Source organism: Larkinella bovis (assembly GCF_042655385.1).
GTDB lineage: Bacteria > Bacteroidota > Bacteroidia > Cytophagales > Spirosomataceae > Larkinella > Larkinella bovis.
In genome coordinates this window covers 1,461,545-1,482,576 of the sequence record NZ_JBHSMA010000001.1, presented here as the reverse complement: position 1 = coordinate 1,482,576, position 21,032 = coordinate 1,461,545, and the positions used below count along the sequence as shown (strand labels likewise).

The following is a 21,032-nucleotide window of genomic DNA, read 5'->3' as shown; positions in this document are numbered from 1 at the left end:
GCCCCTAATTAAGTCTGGTAAACAAAAGAAATTGTGTTTGAGTTGTATGTTATATATTTTACTTATATTATTGTCTGACACTTCTGAAACACACGCTATGGAGGATGACTATGTTCGGGGGCGCGGAGCCCAGTTGAATACCCGGAATCGGTTTCAAAAACTGCACATAGAACTTGACCCCGGACCGAATGTTCCCGATGAGGATTTTCCGGAGCCGACCGTCCAAACCCGGTTTTTTAAAGAACTGCCCAAAAAGATTGTTAGTCGCCCCCACAGTCCGGACATTGGGTTCGTTGCTTCCGTCAATCCGTATATGGGATGTGAACACGGCTGTATTTATTGTTACGCCCGCAATTCGCACGAATACTGGGGTTATTCCGCCGGTCTGGATTTCGAGAGCAAGATTCTCGTGAAAATGAATGCGCCGGAATTATTGGAAAAGGAATTTTTGTCGAAAAAATACCAGCCGGAAGTCATTCATTTGTCGGGCAACACGGATTGTTACCAACCCGCCGAACGACGTTTCAGGCTAACCCGCCGGATTCTGGAACTATGCCTGCTTTACCGAAATCCGGTTAGTATTATTACCAAAAACGCCCTGGTGCTGCGCGACAAAGATTTATTGCAACAACTGGCCGCGCAGCATCTGGTGGTGGTCCTGGTAACCCTTACCACGCTGGACGAGCCGCTGCGGCAGGTCATGGAGCCTCGCACGGTGACGGGCCGGCGTCGGTTGCAGGTCATGAAGGAACTGGCGAGCGCCGGGATTCCGGTGGGGGTAATGACGGCACCGATCATTCCCGGCCTGAATGCGAAGGAAATTCCGAAGCTGGTGGAGGAAGCGGCCAACAATGGGGCGGTCTGGGCCGGTTATACCCTCGTTCGACTTAATGGGGCGATTGGCCCGTTGTTTGAAGACTGGCTTCGGAAAAATTTCGCCGATCGGGCCGACAAGGTACTGAACCAGATTCGCGACTGCCACGGCGGACAACTAAGCGATTCCCGCTTCGGCACCCGCATGTCGGGTGAAGGAAAGATGGCGGAGCAGATCCGGCAACTTCATCGTATTGCCGTTCGAAAGTATTTACCGACTGAAGGTTTTCCACCTCTGGATACCAGCCGGTTTTTACGGAAAGGCCAGTTGAGTCTTTTTGATGATCCGTAAAACCGGGTTGGTCCATTTCCCTCATGGGTAGAAAGCGATGGCTTCATTCCGTTGATTTGGTGGCCGGTTTTTGCGGTACAATGGCATAAGGCTCCCCATACAACCGCTTATACGGCCCGCACGGTCCGGACGTATTCCGACGGGGTCTGACCCGTAATGCCTTTGAACTGCCGGTTAAAGTTGGAAAGGGTCCGGTAACCGCTTTCGTAGCTGACCTGGGTTACGGTTAACTTTCCTTCCATCAGTAACTTACACGAGTGGCCAATCCGGATTTCTGACACGAATTCGGAGAAGGTTTTGTTGGCGCGGGCCTTAAAATACCGACAAAAAGCGGGGGGCGTCATACCCGCCAGATCGGCGACGGTATCCAGACTGATGTCGTCGTGGAAATGGCCCAGCACGTAATTGTGCACCTGCTGCATCCGGTCCTTTTCCGATGGTTTAACGGTATTGGTGTAGCCAAGGCTGGTAATAAACCGGTAATCGGAAGCATGGGAAAGCTCGTCGAGCAGCTGCAAAAAGGTAAGGACGCGGTTGAAGTTGACGGGATGGGTCACCAGGTGTTGCAGGGCTTCCTGCACCCGCAACCGGGTGGGGCCCGTCCATTCGAGGCCGCGCCGGGCGTGCTCGAGTAATTGCTGGATCAGGTTCATTTCCGGCTTATCGAAAAAATGATCACCCAGAAAATCTTCCGAAAAATACACGACAATGCCCCGGGTCGTTAGGCCCGAATCCCGCTGGAAAAAGGCGTGATCGCTCCGCCAGAGGTGGGGCAGATTAGGCCCCAAAAATACCAGATCGCCTTCCGAAAACGGTTTAATGGAATCGCCGATAAAGCGGGTTCCGGTTCCCTCCTCTACCAGAAATAACTGAAAGTGGGGGTGGAAATGCCAGTTCTGGTCGAAGTGAGGTTCAACAAGCTCTTTTATGATAAAGGAAGAAGCGACGGGTTCCAGGTCTTTTCGGAGGGCATTGCGCATGATTGTGCTCTCTTTTGCTGTTGTTTGCAAATTTATCAAACTTTTTTGGTTAAAATAAAACCGGTATTTGGCAATAAAAGCCGTGAAGAATCCTAATTTGTTCCCTACTTTTGTAGTAATTGATTGAGAATAAATAGGAATAAGCCGGAATGGAACGATTGAGTAGGGCGTGTTCTTGGTCGCAACAAAAACCGCATCGGCCACTATAAACGGCAAAACGATTACCTTTTATACTTTTTAAACCCCGGGACCGAATTCAATGCAGGGTTTCGGTCGCATCTAAATCCCAACGAAAGACGGATGGAACGATCCGTCCTATGCGTATGAAAATCAATATTGCCATCGTAGGGCTTGGCTTTGGTGCCGAGTTTATCCCCATTTATCAACGTCACCCGCATACGAACATGTATGCCATCTGCCAGCGTAACACCGACAAACTCAACGAAATTGGTGACGCTTTCGGCATTGAAAAACGGTATAGTAACATCGACGACCTGCTGGCCGATCCCGCCGTCGATGCCGTTCACATCAATTCGCCCATTCACAACCACGCCGAACAATCGCTGAAAGCCTTGCGGGCGGGGAAACACGTTGCCTGTACGGTTCCAATGGCGACAACGGTGGAAGAGTGCCTGGAAATTGTGAAAGCCTGCCAGGAAAGCGGGAAGAAATACATGATGATGGAGACGGTGGTGTATAGCCGGGAGTTTCTGTTTGTCAAGGAGTTGTATGAAAAAGGTGAACTCGGAAAAGTTCAGTTTCTGAAAGCGAGCCACCAGCAGGATATGGATGGCTGGCCCGGTTACTGGCCCGGTTTGCCGCCGATGCACTACGCGACGCACTGCGTAGGCCCGGTTTCGGCCCTGCTGAAACTGGAAGCCGAATATGTGTCGTGCTTCGGTTCGGGCACCATCCGTGAAGAACTGATTGCGCATTACAATTCACCGTTTGCCATTGAGTCGGCGCATATCAAGTTCAAAGACAGTGATTTGTCGGCGTATGTGTATCGGTCCCTGTTCGACACGGCCCGTCAATATCGGGAAAGTTTTGAGGTATACGGATCGAAAAAATCGTTCGAATGGCCGCTGATCGAAGGCGAAGATCCGGTGATTCATACGGCGAAAAAGCCCGAACACGAAATTCCGGAAAAGGTAAAAGTGCCGGATTATGCCCATTATCTACCCGCTGAAATTCAGCAGTTTACCACGCAGGGTGTTTACGATCTGGCCGAAAATACGCACCTGTCGTTCACGCAGGGAAGCGGTCACGGTGGTTCGCACCCGCACATGGTGCACGAATTCGTGTCGGCCATTGTCGAAGACCGCGATCCATTCCCGAACGCAGCCCAATCGGCCAACTGGACGAGCGTTGGTATTCTGGCTCACGATTCGGCCATGGAAGGCGGCAAGTTGAAAAACCTGCCGGATTTCAAGAGTTTGTAATTTCGGAAAAACACCGGCGAAACGCGTCCTTCCATCTGATGTTCTCCCTGCGGTTGTCCGGTGTTTTTCTTCAATACCAACGTGTTAAACCAACCCATTATGAAAAAGTATACCCTATTCCTAATCCTGAGCCTGCTGGTCCTGATGACCGATTGTGCCCGCCAGCAGTCGGGTAGTAGTTCAGGCAGTGTGGGAGGACGAGCGAGTACTTCGGCCAACACCGAGGGCCCGCGCCGGACGGAAATTCTGTTTCTGGGGGATCACGGTCACCACCGACCGGCCGAGCGTGTCCCCGAAATAATGGCAGCGCTGGGAAGCAAAGGAATCAACTTCACGTATACCGACCGGCTGGAGGACCTCAATGCCGAGAACCTGGCGAAATACGACGGATTATTGATTTATGCGAACTGGGACAGCCTTCCGGCCCCGCAGGAAAAAGCCCTGATCGATTTCGTGGCCGGCGGCAAGGGATTGATTCCTGTGCACTGTGCTTCGTACTGTTTCCGGAATTCGTCGGAGTATGTCAAAATGGTGGGCGGACAGTTCTGGCGCCACCGGATGGACACCATCCAGACGCTGACCGTGCAGCCTGGCCACCCGGCCATTATGGGGCTGAAACCGTTCAAGGCGTACGACGAAACATATATCCACGACAAACTCCAGCCCGATAACAACGTGCTGGCGGTACGCGACATCAAAGCCGATCAGGAGAAGGATATGGTAGCGGCCAACCGGCCGGGTCAGAAAACCGAACCCTATACCTGGACCCGAAACTACGGCAAAGGCCGCGTTTTCTATACGGCTTACGGTCACGACCAGCGCACCTGGACCGTACCCGGTTTTCAGGCCTTGCTGGAACAGGGTATTTTGTGGGCCGTTGGCGACAAAGTCAAAGCCTTGCACGATGGATTGAAACCGCAGGCCTTCCAATACGTCGAAGCCAATCTGCCAAACTACGAAAAACGCTCCGGACCACAACTCCGGCAGTTGGCCCTGTCACCCGAAGAATCGATGAAGCACATACAGGTGCCGGTCGATTTCACCCTTGAATTATTTGCGCACGAGCCCAATGTCATGCACCCGATCGCCATGGCCTGGGATGAGCGCGGACGGCTCTTTGTCCTGATTACCCAGGATTATCCCAATGAGCGGAAAGACAGCGGTGGGAAAGACTACATTGTGATCTGTGAAGACACGAATAGAGATGGTAAGGCCGATAAATTTACCCGGTTTGCCGACGGACTGAGTATTCCGACGGGGCTGACCTTTTACAATGGTGGAGTCATTGTTTCCCAGGCACCTCATATGTTGTTCCTGAAAGACACCGACGGTGACGACAAGGCCGATGAGAAAAAGATTCTGTTCACCGGTTTTGGCACGGGTGATACCCATGCCGGCCCCTCCAACCTGCACGTTGGTTTTGACAACTGGATCTGGGGCTGCGTCGGTTATTCCGGTTTTGTGGGTAAAGTCGGGGCCGACAGCCTGAAGTTCGGCCAGGGCTTTTTCCGGTTCAAACCGGACGGTTCAAAACTGGAATATGTTACCAGCACATCGAATAACACCTGGGGATTCGCGTTCAACGAAACCGGGGATGTTTTTGGGTCGACGGCTAACAACTCGCACGGCTGGTATCTGGCAATTCCCCACCGGTATTTTCCGGGTGGAAGTGGGAGCGGAAGCCGCAGCACCGATACGCATAAAGACATGAAGCCAATCACCGAAAAGGTTCGGCAGGTCGACGTGTTTGGTGGTTTCACGGCGGCAGCCGGGCATAATTTTTACACCGCGCGGGCCTTTCCGAAAGCTTACTGGAACAAGGTTGCCTTCGTGTCGGAACCGACAGGGCATATTGTTCACCAGAATATTATGGTGAAAAATGGTACGGACTTCGAAGATACGGAAGGGCTGGGCTTTAACCTGCTGGCGGGCGCCGACGAATGGGTCGCTCCGGTTTTTGCCGAAGTAGGTCCCGACGGGGCGGTATGGGTCGTCGACTGGTACAGCTTTATCATTCAGCACAACCCGACACCGAAGGGTGCCCAAAACGGACCGGGAAATGCCTACGAAACCGATTTGCGGGACTATACGCACGGACGGATTTACCGCATCGGTTACAAAAAAGCACCCGTGTACACCCCTTTATCGTTGAGCAAGGATCGTCCGCAGGAACTGGTGGCGGCTTTAAAGAATAACAACATGTTCTGGCGGCAAACCGCCCAGCGCTTGCTGGTGGAACGGGGGCAGAAAGATGTAGTGCCGCAATTGATTGAACTGGTGAAAGACCAGTCGCTGGACGAAATCGGAATCAATCCGGCCGCCATTCACGCGCTCTGGACGCTACAGGGTTTAGGTGTGCTGGATGGTTCGGATGCCCGTGTGTTGCAAACGGCGACCGCGGCCCTGAAGCACGCGTGTGCCGGGGTGCGGAAAACCGCCGTTCAGGTGTTGCCCCGGAACGAAGCTTCGGTCAATGCGTTGCTACAGGCGAATTCACTGAATGATCAGGAACCGTTGGTGGTGCTGAACACGCTGCTGGCGTTGTCGGAAATGCCGGGCTCTCCGGCGGCCGAAACCGCCATTCTGACCCGTTTGAGCAACGCGAAAGAACTGAATGACCGGTGGTTGCCCGATGCCTTTGCCTGCGCCTTAACCAGCCATGACGGCAAGTTGTTGCAGGGTTTTCTCAAACAATTGGCTCAGAACAGCAGAACCGCCCCGAAAGAGCCGGAATCGATGAGTGGTCACCACGACCATGGCGCGATGGCTGCTCAAACCACGACGCAAGCTGCATCTGCTTCGGGAAATCAGCCGGATTTGGTCGTGACCAAAATTCGCACGGAACCGACTTCGCCGTTTGTGCGCGAACCCGCCCGGATTTTTGTGGAAGTAACCAACAAGGGGGGCGCGTCCATTCCGGAAGGAACGCCCATTCCGCTCAATATCCGGATTGAAGGCCAGGGCCGGAAACTGGAGTACGTGAGCCAGAAACATACGTCCGGTATCAAACCGGGCGAGACCGTCACGATTCAGGAAGGCAACAATGGTCCCTGGAATACGAATTTCGGGGTTTCCTTCGAGAAAGCTGGTGACTATTCGATTGTGGCTACCGTTGATGATAAAAATGTGCTGGCTGAAGGCGATGAGCGGAATAACGTTCTGGTGCATAAATTAACGTACCGGCCTCCGCAAAACATGAACGCGTTTGTGCTGGAGCGGGCCATTCGGAATTATACCGCAGCCGCTCCCACCGAATCGATCATTGCGTTGTTACGAACTTCACAAGAGCTTGATCCGGCGGGCCGCACGGCTATCGTTAAAGGGATTTCTGAGGGGTGGGGATTCCGCCGGAAAGCGACGCTGAACGACGCTGACAAAGCGTTTGTCGCCAGTCTGGTCAATACAATCCCTTCTGAAAGTCGCGACCGCATGAGCCGGGTTTTACAGGCCTGGGGTGTGTCGGCGGAGCCAGCCGTTGACCCGAATGTGGAAACCGTTCGCATTAAACCCATCAAGGAAGCACTGCAGTTCGACAAGAAGGAATTTACCGTGACGGCCGGAAAACCGGTAGAGATCATTTTTGAGAATATCGATGCTATGCAACATAATATTGTCGTCGGAAAACCGAAATCGCTGGAAATTATCGGCGCAGCGGCCGACAAAATGATTACCGCGAAAGACGGCGCCGAAAAGAATTATGTTCCGACGATTCCGCAAGTGGTCGCGGCCTCTCCGCTCGTTAATCCGGAGCAGACGTATCGTCTGAAATTCACGGCTCCGGCCCAACCGGGCGATTATCCTTTCGTTTGTACCTTCCCGGGCCACTGGCGGATCATGAACGGGATCATGCGGGTAAAACCGGCTGCAACTACGGAAAAAGCGGCCAAGTAAGCCCTGGTACTTCGTCATAAAAAAGCAGAATGGCTTGCCTTACCGCAAGCCATTCTGCTTTCTGGTTGTAACGCTTTTCTTTTATAGCTCGTCGCTATTCAAAACCGATTTGCGGTTTTGGCTGAACGGATGAACAATGGGCTGGGGAATTCGAATGCTGAACGTACTTCCCTGCCCGAGCGCACTGGTCAGGGCAATTTTCCAGCGATGTGCTTTTACGATTTTCTGAACGTAACTCAGTCCTAAGCCAAACCCTTTGACACTGTGATGGTTAGCGCCAGGGGCCCGGTAATAGGCATTGAAAATATGCGGTTGATGTTCCGGCGCTATTCCGATGCCGTTATCCTGCACCATGAGCACGAACTGACTATTTTCGTTGCGAGTCATCAGCCGAATAACCGGGTTGACCGGGGAATATTTCAGGGCGTTATCCACTAGGTTTCCCAAAACATTGCCTACGTGCAACCGGTCGGCCTGAATGACTGAATAATGAGCATCCAGTTCCAGATGCAGATAATCACCGTGACGCTCGGCCAGTTGATAGAGCAATTCGTGCATGTCGATGGGAACGGGCTGGAGATTGAACGCTCCCTTCTTTTCCGCTCGGGCTACGGTCAAAACCGTTTCAACCTGCTGTTGCAGACGCAAGGTTTCTTCCTGAACCATCCGAACGTATTTGAGCATCCGCTCGGGCTGCTCCATAATCTTGGGGGAAGAAAGAACGTCTGCTGCTATCTTGATTGAGCTAATGGGCGTCTGTAATTCGTGGGTCATGTTATTGATAAACTCCCGCTGATCTTCCGTCCGGGTTTTCTGCGTCAGCATCCGGTAAAACAGATAGACAAAGAAGCTGGTAATCAGCAAAACAATCATGGAGCCCAGAATCCAGGTATCCAGTTGCTGGGTCAGGTAATGAACCTGATTGGGAAATCGAACCACGAAATAGTAGGGCGAAGCAACTGACGGAACACCTGACGGGGTTGACAGCGAGGATTCGTTTTCGTGCCTGGTCGAGTTGGCGTAAACAAGCTGACCCGCCTGATCATCATAAACGCCGTACTCAAAATGCGTCAGTATCTGATGAATCTGCAATTCGGCAGACAGGAAAAACTCCAGTTTTCTCGGATTGATCGGAGCATTGAGCGTGACCAGATAATACGCCGGGGATAAGGTGACAACCTGAACGTCAACCGGAACACCGGCTGCGGGCTGGGCTACACGCCGGGCTACCTGACCGAGCGCTTTGGTTGCGTTTTGCAAAAATTGCCGTTCGCGCACTTCATAAGCCTTCCGAACCCAGTATACCTGAGTGGCCACGATGCCAACGATCGAGAGGACAGATAGCACAATCAGAATACGGGTAGTCAGTCGCGACATAGATACGCCAGAGAAAAGGGCTTGATAGACTATACTCCGTTTAGACGAATGAATTTTTTAAAAGTCAGCTTTCTTTATAAGAATCTTTTTATGAATAGTCAGCAAAAGGGTACTCTATGGAAGCTTTCCATCGCTGGAAGGCAGGAGGGTAACCGAACGGGAAATTAGAAAATATTTCTATTTATCAGACAGGTGTTGCGATATTGATATTTTGCTAATTACTTGAATAATAAGTTGTAATTCAAGCTATGTTAGTAATAAAAAACAAATTGTCGGTAGAAAAATACTTAGTGATTACTAATTAACAGACAGAAAAAAATGCTAAGTGGCAGATTAGTAGGTGCTTACCGGTTTTTGGGTTGAAAACAAAAAAGCGCAGAGCCGGAACCCTGCGCATAAAAAGTTTACGAATTTAGTCAACCCCCTCTACATCAAGCTTCCGAGGGAGTTGTTTCCGGAGCAGGTGCTTTTCGGGGGGCTCGCGGGGCTTGGGTGGCAGCCGGTTTGGGCGTGGCTTTGGGTTTCGCGGGTGCTTTCGGGGCCGGAGTTGCGGCTTTGACCTCTGCGGCTTCTTTTTCGGGCGTAACGGGGCCGGGCTCAACGGTTTTGTCAGCTTTGGCCGTCACTTTCTTCGCTTTTTTGGTAACCTTCTTGGCTTTTTCGTCGGCTTTTTTCTTGGCTTTTGCCGCCTGCTTTTTCTTCTTGTCGTCTTCTTTCTTGAAAAGTTTGCTAATTCGGTCGGCCAGTTTACTCGCTGACTTCTCGATCGCTTTCTTTACTTTTTTGGATTGTTCTCCGGCTTCGGATAATTTAGTTTCGATCGAGGTGGCAATTTCGGCTGCCAGCGACTTCTTTTTAGTCTTCATGAAGGGTGCTCTTTAAATGGAACTGTGGTATGAAAAAAATCTACAAACAACTACGAAAGATATGGTAAAAACAAAAGGGTTACGTTAAGTTTTTGTTAACCTTTGTCAGGTAATCCCAGCAAACGATTCCGGCGCTGACGGCGATATTGAGCGAATGTTTGGTGCCGTACTGTGGGATTTCCAGTACCAGATCGGCTTTTTCAACGACATCGTTGTGCACTCCAGCAACTTCATTGCCAAACACAAACGCAACTTTTTTGTTGGGTAACGGGCTAAATTCCTGTAACTCGACGCTTCCTTCCGCCTGCTCGATGGCGGCAATGAGCCACCCGGCGGTTTTCAGGCGCTCGGTCAGTTCAATGACGTCCGAAACATATTCCCAGTCCACCGACTCCGTGGCACCCAGTGCCGTTTTCGTGATATCGCGGTGGGGCGGGGTGCCGGTAATGCCGCACAAGTAGATTTTTTCGGCCCGGAACGCATCCGCCGTACGAAACACGGACCCGACGTTGTTGAGGCTCCGGACGTTATCCAGAATCAGGCAATACGGTTTTTTTTCGGCTTCTTTGTACGCTTCGACCGACAGACGATTGAGTTCGTCAAGACTTATTTTTCTCGGCATTTGACTAGGTTCAATGGAAATGAAAAAGTGATTGAAGACTGTTTCCGGGCCCTGGCGATGGCCAGCCGTTCCTCCGGAACGCCGTAGGGTTTCGAGCGGTCGGATGGCCGCTAGTGTGAAACACCACGTTCCCGTAAACCACCGGCATACGGCAGGTTAGCAGGAAGGCAAAATACGGAAGAAAACGGCCGACGGGCATGGCCGGATGGATTGTTCGGCAAAGTATAAACAGTTTTCAGGAAGCCCAAACAAATGGGGACTTATCGACAATAACCCGGTTTTTTCTGGTCGCCCTCTCCCTAAATTTCGTATTTTTGTTTAAATTAAGCAGACGCAATTTGTGAAAAATACCACCTTGAGTAAACCCATTAAGAAAACCGCCGAGACTCCTTTAAACCGGCAATACAATCAGATTAAAGCCAAATACCCCGGAGCGATTCTGCTTTTTCGCGTGGGAGATTTTTACGAAACCTTCGGCGAAGACGCCGTGAAAGCGAGCCGGATTCTGGGCATTACCCTGACGAAACGCAATAATGGTGGTGCCAACGAGGACCTGGCCGGTTTTCCGCACCATTCTCTGGATACCTACCTGCCGAAACTGGTTCGGGCGGGCGAACGCGTGGCGATTTGCGACCAGCTGGAAGACCCGGCGATGGCCAAAGGTATCGTGAAGCGGGGCGTTACTGAACTGGTTACACCGGGGGTTTCGTTCAACGATAACGTGCTGGATACCCGGCGCAATAATTACCTGGCTGCGGTGCATTTCGCGAAAGGAACGGGGGCGGAAGCCCAGTTTGGGGTGGCCTTTCTGGATATCTCGACGGGCGAGTTCCTGACGTCGCAGGGAAATACCGCCTATATTGATAAGTTGCTGCAAAGCTTCAATCCGTCGGAGGTTCTGTTCTGCAAGAAATACCGGAAAGATTTCGTGGAATTGTTCGGCGACAAATTTCATACCTACACGCTGGAAGACTGGGCCTTTACCTACGACTTTTCGTATCCTTTATTGACCCAGCATTTCCAGACCTCGTCGCTGAAAGGATTTGGGGTAGAAGGCCTGGCCGACGGCATCGTGGCCGCGGGCGTGGTGCTCCATTATCTGAACGAAACGGAGCATAAGGATGTCGGTCACATTGCCCGGCTGACCCGGCTGGAAGAAGATAAATACGTCTGGCTCGACCGGTTTACGATCCGCAACCTCGAACTGGTGTCGGCGCAGCAGGAAGGCGGCATTCCGCTGATTCAGATTCTGGATCAGACGCTAACGCCAATGGGCGCGCGCTTGCTGCGTAAATGGTTGTTGTTGCCGCTGAAAGACAAGCCGCTGATCGAAGAACGACTTAATACCGTAGAACTGCTCAAAGACAGTCAGTCGGACGACGGCCAGCTGAGCCTGCGGGAGGCTCTTGGCCAGCATCTGAAGCAGATTGGGGATCTGGAACGGCTGATTTCCAAAGTGGCCGTCCGGCGGATTTCCCCGCGTGAAATGGTGCAGTTGAAACGCTCCCTGGCGCATATTCTGCCCATCAAGGAATTATTGATTACGGCCCTCGCGCAGCAGCCCGTCAGCTCGTCGATCAAAAAGTACGCCGATCAGCTCAATCCGTGCACTTTTCTGGTCGACCGGATTGAAGCCGAACTGAAGGAGGAAGCGCCGGTGGTGAGCAACCAGGGCGGGATGATCCAGAGCGGGGTTAATGCCGATCTGGACGCGCTGCATGCCATTGCATTTTCGGGCAAGGATTTTCTGGTGCAACTGCAAAACCGGGAAATCCAGCGGACGGGCATTAGCTCGCTGAAAGTGGCGTATAACAAGGTCTTTGGCTATTACCTGGAAGTGTCGAACGCCCACAAGTCCCGCGTGCCGGAGGACTGGATTCGTAAACAGACGCTGGTGAACGCCGAGCGCTACATAACCCCCGAACTCAAGGAATACGAGGACAAGATCCTGAATGCCGAAGACCAGATTTTCATGATCGAACAGCGGATGTTCAACGATCTGGTGCTGGCGGCCGGCGAATACGTCAACCACATTCAGCAGAACGCCCGCGTGATTTCGGTGCTGGATGTGCTGGCGTCGTTTGCTAAAGTTGCCGAGAAAAACCGCTACGTCAAACCGACCATCACCAACACCCGGGTGCTGCAATTCAAGGACGGACGGCACCCGGTGATTGAACAGCAACTCCCACCCGGCGAACCGTATGTGCCGAATGATTTGTACCTGGACGACGAAACGCAGCAGATCATCATCATTACCGGCCCGAATATGGCCGGGAAATCCGCCCTGCTGCGGCAAACCGCTCTCATCGTGCTGATGGCGCAAACCGGATGTTTTGTGCCCGCGTCGGAGGCCGAAATCGGTATCGTCGACAAGATCTTTACCCGGGTTGGAGCGTCCGACAACCTTTCACGGGGCGAATCGACGTTCATGGTGGAAATGACCGAAACCGCCAGCATTCTGAACAATCTCAGCGAACGAAGCCTGGTGATCATGGACGAAATCGGGCGGGGAACCAGTACTTACGATGGGGTTTCCATTGCCTGGTCGATTGCCGAATACCTGCACAACCACCCGCAATATCGGGCCAAGACGCTGTTTGCGACGCACTACCACGAGCTGAACGAACTGGCGACGGATCTGCCACGCATCAAAAACTTCAACGTGGCCGTCAAGGAAATGGGCAATAAAGTCATTTTCCTGCGGAAGCTCAAAGAGGGCGGGAGCGAACATAGCTTTGGGATTCACGTTGCGCAGATGGCCGGCATGCCGGCGAAAATTGTCAGCCGGGCCGGTGAAATTCTGAGGGAACTCGAAAGCCAGCGCGAAGGGGCGGGGGATACCAAACGCGAAACCCTGCGGGAAATGCCCAAAGCCAACGACATTACTCTCAAAATCTTCGATGCGGGTGATCCGAAAGCCGAAGCTGTGAAGGAGAAGCTCCGGAAAATGGACATCAACACCCTGACGCCCATCGAAGCACTGCTGAAACTGAATGAGCTGCTGAAAATGATTGAAGACTAATCGCCCGGCCCTTAGGTGATGGGCAGGCTAATGATAAACTCGGTTCCTTCACCCGGCTGACTCTGAACACTCAGCGTACCCCGGTGGCCTTTCGTGATGATGTCGTAGGAGAGCGATAACCCGAGACCGGTGCCCTCTCCGGTGGGTTTGGTGGTGAAAAACGGCTGGAAGAGCTTCGGCTGAATGGCGTTGTCGATTCCCGTGCCATTGTCCCCAATCCGCATTTCGATGCGCCCGTCTTGCTGTCGGGTGCTGATCGTTACGGTCGGGTGGTAGGAACCGCCGGAGCGTTGTTTTTTTACGAAAACGGCATAAAAAGCATTGTCCAGCAGGTTGAGCAACACCCGCCCGATTTCCTGCGGTACCACCGGTACTTTCGCCAGAACCGGATCGGTTTGCCGGACCAGTTCGACCTGGAACGCTTTGTTTTTAGCCCGAAAACCGTTGTACGCCAATTTGCTATATTCGTCAGCGAGGGCATTCAGGTCCGTAAGCTCCCGTTCGCCATTGTAGGAGCGGGAGTGTTCCAGCATTCCTTTCACGATGGCCGAAGCCCGCTGGCCGTGGTGCGTAATTTTTCGAAGGTTGTCGTCCAGAAAACCGAGTAATTCCGGTAAAACCGGGCCCGCCTGTTCAAGCTGGGTTACTTCTTCGCGCATTTCCTGAATCAATTCGGTGGACACATCGGCGAAGTTGGTGACAAAATTCAGCGGATTCTGGATTTCGTGCGCAATACCGGCCGTCAGGCTGCCAAGGGAAGCCAGTTTTTCCGATTGAATCAGCTGGTCCTGCGTTGCTTTCAGTTGGGCAAGGGCGTGTTCCAGTGCTTCCTTTTGTTGCTGGATGATGGCCGTTCGTTCCACCACCAGCCGTTCCAGTTCGGCTTTCTGGGCTTCATTGGCTTTCAGGATTCGCTCATTCTCCAGCCGGGCGAGCCGCTCACTTTCGATGGTTTTCCGCTGGCGATACGCCATAACGACAAAGGCAACCAGCCAGAGGGCTGAAAAACCGAAGCCAACGGAAATATACGCCCACAAACTGGCTAACTGCTCCCCATAATCGAACGTGAACAGAAAAACTATTGCCAGAATGAACAGGGTGATCGGAAGCATCGCGACCAGCAGGATCAGCGAAGGACGGTAGTGGCGCGACAGGATCAGTGTCAGAATAACCGCCAGAATCACGCTGATGAAATACCAGTCGTCGGCCCGGTACTCGTTGGTGGCAATGAGCAGGTCGAGCAGAATGAAACCAAAAGCGGATAGCCAAAACCGGCGTAGCCAAATATCCCAGCGTGGCAGCCGAACCGTCGTATTGATAAACCGGCGGAGCAGGCTAATAATGCCTTGCCCCATCAGGGCACTCACCAGTACCGGGATAAGTAGATCGGTAACAAACTTCATAGCATTCCGCTTCAAACGATCGAAACCGCCGTTCGTGGGCCCGTGGAGCCGGTAACCGGTTTCAACAGCTTGAAAAATAGGAAAGTTTGGGACCAGTTGCAACCCGGGAAGGGTTTAGCCGCCGACGAACGGTGCCAGCCGTTGCGCTTACTGAACGTGCCGGGAGGTCATCTGGTGTTTGTCCAGCATCTTCTTCAGTTCCTCCGACCAGCCCGCGTAGCGCTCGCCGTCTTTGGTATCGTACCCATTTTTAATCAAACCATCGGCTTCCACTAAGGCCTGATCGGGCCGGTCGAGGAAATAATTCAGGACCATCAGGTTGTAAAAGGCCGAATACCGCATTTTCTGGTTCCGCTTGTCGCTGCCGGGATACTTGTTTTTCAGTTCCTGAAAATAATCCAGCACGGGTTGCAGATCGCGGGCCAGCTGGTCGATGGGCTGGGTCGCCACCATCCGCTTCGACAACTCCTTCACGGCCTTGATGGCTTCCTGTTGGATCGGGTATTCGGGGTGGCTTTTGGAATCGAGAATCCACAAAAACTCCCGCGTCTGGGTCGGAACATACCCGTACCAGCGGTTGGCATCCTCGTTGACACGAACGAGAGCGTCGTTGACGTACTTGGTAATCAGGTCCGTGCGGATCGTTTGCTGGTTCTGGTCGATGTAGCGCCGGGCGTCGGCCAGGTTCTTGTACTCGATGGTGGTATACGATAATTCAGTTGGGAAATAACCGCTGGTTGTGACGCTTTTGGTTGGGTCGGCCTGCGAAGCACCCTGCAAAAACCGGTTGCTTTGCAGATTCCTGGCTTTCTCTTTTTCTTTCCGGCTCAGGGATTTTTCGTCGGTACGCGTGCCGAGAATTTTGTAGTTGCCACTAAAACTGTAGCGGACCGTGATGGAATAATAGTCGGTTTTGCTGGTAACCTTGCCGTCCTTGTCCTTTTTTTCTTCGGTGCGGATTTTGGTGTCGCTTTTCTCAAACCGAACGTTGCCAAATTCGATTTGAATCCCGACGGCCGGATTGTTCTCGACGCGTTCGAATCCCGACAGGCCGATCTTTTCGTAAACCGCGGCATCCGGGTAAGCCGACGCCACCGAGGGGGAGCTGATGACCCGAACCCCGAAGGTGCGCTGGTTGGCCGGAGTATATTCTTTCGGAAGAATTAAATAACCGGCGTCGAAATAAAACCGGTCGAGATCGACCTTTTGGGCCCGAACGGCGGTGCTGGTCGAAAACAATGTGATGGTTAAGAGGGCGTAAATCAGTTTCATGCCACAAAAATAAGGAATGTGGGGACAGACCAAATCGAACTTTTTACCAAATGGAAAACCGGGTGCCTGAAACGCCGAAATCCGGGATTTAATTGAAACTTCCCGGTCGACGGTTTGACGCTTGGTGCATTTCTTTTAACTTCAAAGCCGCAAAAGCCTTCCGCGCTGCTCAACCTATATCAACTTCTACGCAAACCCAATGAAGCTTAAAACCCGTATTCAACTTTCCCTCATGATGTTCCTGCTGTACTCCGTCTGGGGGGCCTGGTATGGACAGATGAGTAAGTACCTCTTTTCCCAATTGAATGCCACCGGTGACCAGGTCGGGAACGCCTACACGGCTTTCTCGCTGGCGATGCTGGTAGCCCCATTTTTCGTCGGACTGATTGCCGACCGGTATTTTGCCGCCCAGAAAGTGCTGGGGGTGCTGAACCTGGCCGGAGCCGCCATTCTGTTTTTTCTGGTGCAGGAGAAAAATCCCGACGCGTTTTTCTGGCAGATTCTGGCCTACTGCCTGACCTTTGCCCCGTCGATGTCGCTGACGACCTCGATTGCGATGCAGCACATGGCCAACCCCGAAAAAGAGTTTCCCGGCATTCGGGTCCTGGGAACGGTGGCCTGGATTGTCATCACCAACATTGTCGGTTTTCTGAATATCGGCGGGGAATCGACCATTTTTGAGATTGCAATGTACATTGCGCTGTTTTTCGGTTTGTTTTCCTTCACGTTGCCGGACACGCCCCCGAAAGCCAGCGCCAATGCCACGGTTGGGCAAATTTTGGGGGTCGATGCGTTTAAGTTACTGAAAGACCGTTCGTTTGCGATTTTCTTTGTTTCCTCGGTCCTGATCTGTATTCCGCTGTCGTTCTACTACGCCATGGCCAACCCGTCGCTGACGGATTCGGGCATGACCAACGTGGAGAACAAAATGTCGCTGGGCCAGGCTTCCGAATTCTTTTTCATGCTGATGATTCCGCTGGCCTTCAAACGGCTGGGCGTGAAGTACATGCTGGTGGTTGGGCTGGTGGCCTGGATCATCCGGTTTTTGCTGTTTGGGTACGGCGACGGCGGTTCGGGCGAGTGGATGCTGTACATTGCCATCGTGCTGCACGGCGTCTGTTACGACTTCTTCTTTGTAACCGGGCAAATTTACACCGACAACAAAGCCGGGGAGCGCATCAAGTCATCGGCGCAGGGACTGATCACGCTGGCAACCTACGGAATCGGAATGGGCATCGGTTCCAAACTGGCGGGTATTGTGGCGGATATGTACACCGTAAACGGCAAGGTAAACTGGACCTCCGTCTGGATGGTTCCGGCCGGAATTGCCGCCGTGGTGCTGGTACTGTTTGTACTATTTTTCAACGATCGCAAGAAAACCGTACCGGCGGAAGACGAGCTGGTTACGGGGCCGCTATAGTCCGGTTTTCGGGAAAACACAAAAGGATGCCCGACCAAGGCATCCTTTTGTGTTTTATAGACAGTTGCTTCCTATCAGCGGTTTTGATGTGCCCAGGGTTGGCGGTCCGAAAGGCCTGCCGGCTACTGCAAGGTAACTCTTCAGAAACAGGGCGTTAATCGGTTAAATCAGTCGTATAAACGGCCATGTCCAGACCGAGTGCCTCACTGGTCATCGCCCGGATTTCCTGCGTTAATTGCGGGTTTTGGGCCAGTGACTGGCCGTACGACGGAATCATCTGCTTCAGCTTGGCCTGCCATTCCGGTGACGCCATCTGTTCTTTAAAACACCGGTTCAGCAAATCGAGCATGATCGAAACCGCCGTAGAAGCGCCCGGCGACGCGCCCAGCAGGGCCGCAATGCTGCCGTCGGCGGCACTAACCACTTCGGTGCCGAATTCCAGAACGCCCCCTTCTTCGTCGTCTTTCTTGATCACCTGAACGCGTTGTCCGGCAATTTCAAGCTCCCAGTCTTCCATGCGGGCGTTGGGGAAATAGTCGCGCAGGGCCGCCAGCCGGTCTTCCGGCGATTGCATCACCTGCTCGATGAGGTATTTGGTCAGCGGAATATTGTGCAAACCGGCCATCAGCATGGGGGCCAGGTTGGTCATCTGAATGGATTTCGGTAAATCCATATACGAACCGTGTTTCAGGAACTTGGTCGAAAAACCGGCGTAAGGGCCGAAGAGCAATTCTTTCTGATCACCGATCATGCGAGTGTCGAGGTGCGGCACCGACATGGGCGGAGCGCCGACCGAGGCCTTACCATAAACCTTAGCCGCATGCCGTTCGACAACTTCGCGGTTCGTGCATTTGAGCCATTGCCCACTGACCGGAAAACCGCCGTACCCCCGGCTTTCGGGAATGTCCGATTTTTCGAGCAGCCGCAGCGAACCGCCCCCGGCCCCGATGAACAAAAACCGGGAATGGATATCCCGGACCTGGCCGGTGGTCACGTTTTCAACCCGCACTTTCCAGCCGCCCAGGCTCTTCGATCGCCAGAGGTCCCGCACGTCGTGGGCAAAATGGATTTTGACACCCTTCATGCTGTAAAGGCGGTAGAACATCGCCCGGGTCAGCGCCCCGAAGTTGACATCGGTCCCGATATCCATTCGGGTAGCGGCCACTTTTTCCCCTTCTTTCCGGCCTTCCATGACCAGCGGAATCCACTTTTTCAGCTGGGTCTCATCTTCGGAATACAACATTCCGTGAAAGAGATGATTCTGCTGGAGTGCTTCATAACGTTTTCGAAGGTATTCCACGTTAGCGTCGCCCCACACAAAACTCATGTGCGGAATGGTTCGGATAAAATCAGGGGCATCCTGCAGAAAGCCTTCCTGAATCAGATGGGCCCAGAATTGTTTGGAGATTTCGAACGATTCGGCAATTTTGATGGCCTTTTTCGTATCGATCGTTCCGTCAGGGAGTTCCGGTGTGTAGTTGAGTTCACAAAAGGCCGAGTGACCCGTTCCGGCATTATTCCAGGCATCGGAACTCTCGGCGGCTGCATCGTCGAGCCGCTCAAAAATTTCGATGGTCAGATCAGGTTGCAGCTCTTTCAGCAGAACACCGAGGGTGGCGCTCATGATACCAGCCCCGATCAGAACGACGTCGGGGGTACTGGATACGACTTTATTGCGCGTTGGCATGGGAAGACGATGGCAATGGATTGATTTCTTGGAAAAGTTACAAATTTAACAAAGTCTTGTTCCAAAAAGTTAGCGTAGTGTCCAAAGTCTTCGATTAATCAAACTTGTTCGCGGATTTGTGGAAAGAATAGGTCTGTAGCGGGGTTGGTAAGCCGTCTACTCGGATGGTTTCAAAATCTTTTCCAAACATTTCATCGTAATCAGATACGTCGGTTTCACGCCCAGTGTGCCCAGGCTGCCCGACGCCAGCGTGGCACCCGTGATCAGCGGGTTGTCGGAAGCATAGTAGGCATACCGGATTTTGATGTCGGGCCGGACGCTGCCCCGGATTTTGGCGTGCGACTGGATGGCTTTCTGGTAATGGGCGCCTTCCATTTCCAGCCCAATCGCTTTCCAGGACGAATTTTTGAAGTAGGACAGAATGTCTTTGTTCTGGAGTGAGGTGCCCAAAACCGTGATCATGGCCCCTTCGAAGACGCCGATGCCGAAGCCTTCAAAATCGGAGGTTGAAAAGTCGTTGTCGAGGGGGTAGTTGTCGGCAGTGCCTTCAAAAATATGCGCGGTCGGAATCATCAGATCGCCTTTATCGCCGGTCAGAATCCCGGCTTTGCCCATGATCGAAATGGAAGCGACTTTCAGCTCGCAGGGTTCGGCCTCGTGCGAATCATACGGTTTTAGCAATTCGTCCAGCGTTTCGAACGCCTGTTCGCCAAATGCGTAGTCCATCACCAGCAACAGCGGTTTTTCGGACTGGATAAAAACCGGGTCGTGCGCAATTTCGGCCGGAATGCCATTCGGGTCGATCTGGGCCGTGTCGATCAATTGCACGAGCAGGTTGGTACCGCCCGGGTCTTCCAGTTCGTGCAGTCCGTGGGTGTGGGCGTAGTCATCCACCTGCCGACGCAATTCCTGCTGGGCGGGCTGGCTGAGTTTATACGCCAGATCGAACAGGTTGTCCCAAGATGTCGTTTCCGCCAGGGATGCTGTCGCGTAGAGGCAGTTTACCACGCTATGCGGATTGGCGCTGATGATATGGACCGGGCGTTCCGACCAGCCATTTTCAACGATATATTGCTTAATGCGCGTGGCCCAGCGCTCCCCGTAGAGGTGCTGCCCGACGCGTTCGCGGAGCATGGGCGTAAAGTTGATTTCGCGGTCGACGTTCTTTTCCTGAATCTCCCGAACCGAGGTGCGGCCCAATCCGTATACAATCTGGAACAAACCGCTGTTGGTGCCGGCGGTTTCTTCGAACCGGTAATAGGCCTGCTGGGTTTCTTCAAAGGTCCGGCCCAGGATCGAACTGAGGTACATCAGTGCCAGTTCGCGTTCGTCTTCCTTGACACTGCCGCCCGACTGGATGATGGCTTCCAGTTTTTCCCACTCGCGGAGTTTGTTGCCGCGTTCCAGAAAAACGTTCTGCCGGATTTTGTCAGCCTCCATGAACATGAACGTCAGGTGCGTCAGGATGTCGTAGATTTCACTGCGGCCGTTCGTGACCTCGATCACCATCTGTTCTGCATCGACCCGGTAACAATTCCGACGGCGTTTGGCCGGGACCAAAACCGGAAACCGCGAATGTTCGAAGCCTTCGCGCGACACGAGGGTGATTACCCGGCAGGCTTCGATGCCTTTCGGTAAGCGGTCCATGACGTAGACCAGACCATCGAGTTCCACCCGTTGCGGGTCGTTGACCGAACCGTAAATCTCCGGCCGGAGCGTGAGCAAAGCCTGCCGGATTTCTTCACCGGACACGCCGGACGGTTTATAAAAACCCCGGTTAAACAGATGGCGCATCGTGATGTAAAGCCGTTCGATGGCCAGGCGGGATTCCTGAGCGCGGGTGAGTGGGGGAGAAAAATCAGTATGCATCGGAAAATGGTATCGA

General features: G+C 52.9%; 13 protein-coding genes. 5 read left to right on the top strand and 8 right to left on the bottom strand.

All coding sequences use genetic code 11. The features are described 5' to 3' along the window. Window positions 1-97: 97 nt before the first annotated feature. Window positions 98-1,165 (top strand): PA0069 family radical SAM protein, encoded by a 1,068-nt coding sequence (locus ACFPMF_RS06160; RefSeq protein ID WP_379842189.1) that lies wholly within the window; start codon window positions 98-100, stop codon window positions 1,163-1,165. Between the two features lie 107 nt (window positions 1,166-1,272). Here ACFPMF_RS06160 and ACFPMF_RS06155 read toward each other — a convergent pair whose 3' ends face one another. Then, a complete protein-coding gene (locus tag ACFPMF_RS06155; protein WP_379842187.1) occupies window positions 1,273-2,145 on the bottom strand; it encodes an AraC family transcriptional regulator in 873 nt (290 codons plus the stop codon). 323 nt (window positions 2,146-2,468) lie between these two features. Here ACFPMF_RS06155 and ACFPMF_RS06150 point away from each other — a divergent pair, with 323 nt between their 5' ends. Together ACFPMF_RS06150 and ACFPMF_RS06145 are read left to right on the top strand one after the other, a co-directional pair. Then, entirely contained in the window at window positions 2,469-3,587 is a 1,119-nt protein-coding gene (locus ACFPMF_RS06150) for a Gfo/Idh/MocA family protein (protein WP_379842185.1), read from the top strand. Window positions 3,588-3,686: 99 nt separating this feature from the next. After that, window positions 3,687-7,478, top strand: coding sequence for a PVC-type heme-binding CxxCH protein (locus tag ACFPMF_RS06145; protein ID WP_379842183.1), 3,792 nt, complete (start codon window positions 3,687-3,689; stop codon window positions 7,476-7,478). 81 nt (window positions 7,479-7,559) lie between these two features. On the opposite strand, the gene ACFPMF_RS06140 is transcribed toward ACFPMF_RS06145, so the two are convergent. The 3 genes from ACFPMF_RS06140 to ACFPMF_RS06130 all read right to left on the bottom strand — a co-directional run bounded on the left by ACFPMF_RS06140 (window position 7,560) and on the right by ACFPMF_RS06130 (window position 10,343). Further along, a complete protein-coding gene (locus tag ACFPMF_RS06140; RefSeq protein WP_379842181.1) occupies window positions 7,560-8,855 on the bottom strand; it encodes a sensor histidine kinase in 1,296 nt (431 codons plus the stop codon). Between the two features lie 431 nt (window positions 8,856-9,286). Then, on the bottom strand, window positions 9,287-9,721 hold the full coding sequence (locus ACFPMF_RS06135; RefSeq protein WP_379842179.1) for a hypothetical protein: 435 nt from the start codon (window positions 9,719-9,721) through the stop codon (window positions 9,287-9,289). A 79-nt stretch (window positions 9,722-9,800) separates the two neighbouring features. Beyond that, on the bottom strand, window positions 9,801-10,343 hold the full coding sequence (locus tag ACFPMF_RS06130) for an RNA methyltransferase (RefSeq protein WP_379842177.1): 543 nt from the start codon (window positions 10,341-10,343) through the stop codon (window positions 9,801-9,803). Between the two features lie 340 nt (window positions 10,344-10,683). Here ACFPMF_RS06130 and mutS point away from each other — a divergent pair, with 340 nt between their 5' ends. Beyond that, the gene (gene mutS / locus ACFPMF_RS06125) at window positions 10,684-13,365 is read left to right on the top strand and encodes a DNA mismatch repair protein MutS (protein ID WP_379842175.1); all 2,682 of its coding nucleotides are present in this window, start codon (window positions 10,684-10,686) and stop codon (window positions 13,363-13,365) included. Between the two features lie 11 nt (window positions 13,366-13,376). Here mutS and ACFPMF_RS06120 read toward each other — a convergent pair whose 3' ends face one another. Further along, on the bottom strand, window positions 13,377-14,768 hold the full coding sequence (locus tag ACFPMF_RS06120; RefSeq protein ID WP_379842174.1) for a sensor histidine kinase: 1,392 nt from the start codon (window positions 14,766-14,768) through the stop codon (window positions 13,377-13,379). A 147-nt stretch (window positions 14,769-14,915) separates the two neighbouring features. After that, window positions 14,916-16,040: a hypothetical protein gene (locus ACFPMF_RS06115; RefSeq protein ID WP_379842172.1), complete on the bottom strand. Its 1,125-nt coding sequence runs from the start codon at window positions 16,038-16,040 to the stop codon at window positions 14,916-14,918. Window positions 16,041-16,239: 199 nt separating this feature from the next. Here ACFPMF_RS06115 and ACFPMF_RS06110 point away from each other — a divergent pair, with 199 nt between their 5' ends. Further along, window positions 16,240-17,460 (top strand): MFS transporter, encoded by a 1,221-nt coding sequence (locus ACFPMF_RS06110; protein WP_379842170.1) that lies wholly within the window; start codon window positions 16,240-16,242, stop codon window positions 17,458-17,460. A 154-nt stretch (window positions 17,461-17,614) separates the two neighbouring features. Here the strand turns inward: ACFPMF_RS06110 and ACFPMF_RS06105 are convergent, their stop codons facing one another. Further along, on the bottom strand, window positions 17,615-19,147 hold the full coding sequence (locus ACFPMF_RS06105; RefSeq protein WP_379842168.1) for a malate:quinone oxidoreductase: 1,533 nt from the start codon (window positions 19,145-19,147) through the stop codon (window positions 17,615-17,617). Window positions 19,148-19,303: 156 nt separating this feature from the next. Continuing rightward, the gene (locus tag ACFPMF_RS06100; RefSeq protein ID WP_379842166.1) at window positions 19,304-21,016 is read right to left on the bottom strand and encodes a DUF6909 family protein; all 1,713 of its coding nucleotides are present in this window, start codon (window positions 21,014-21,016) and stop codon (window positions 19,304-19,306) included. Window positions 21,017-21,032: the final 16 nt, after the last annotated feature.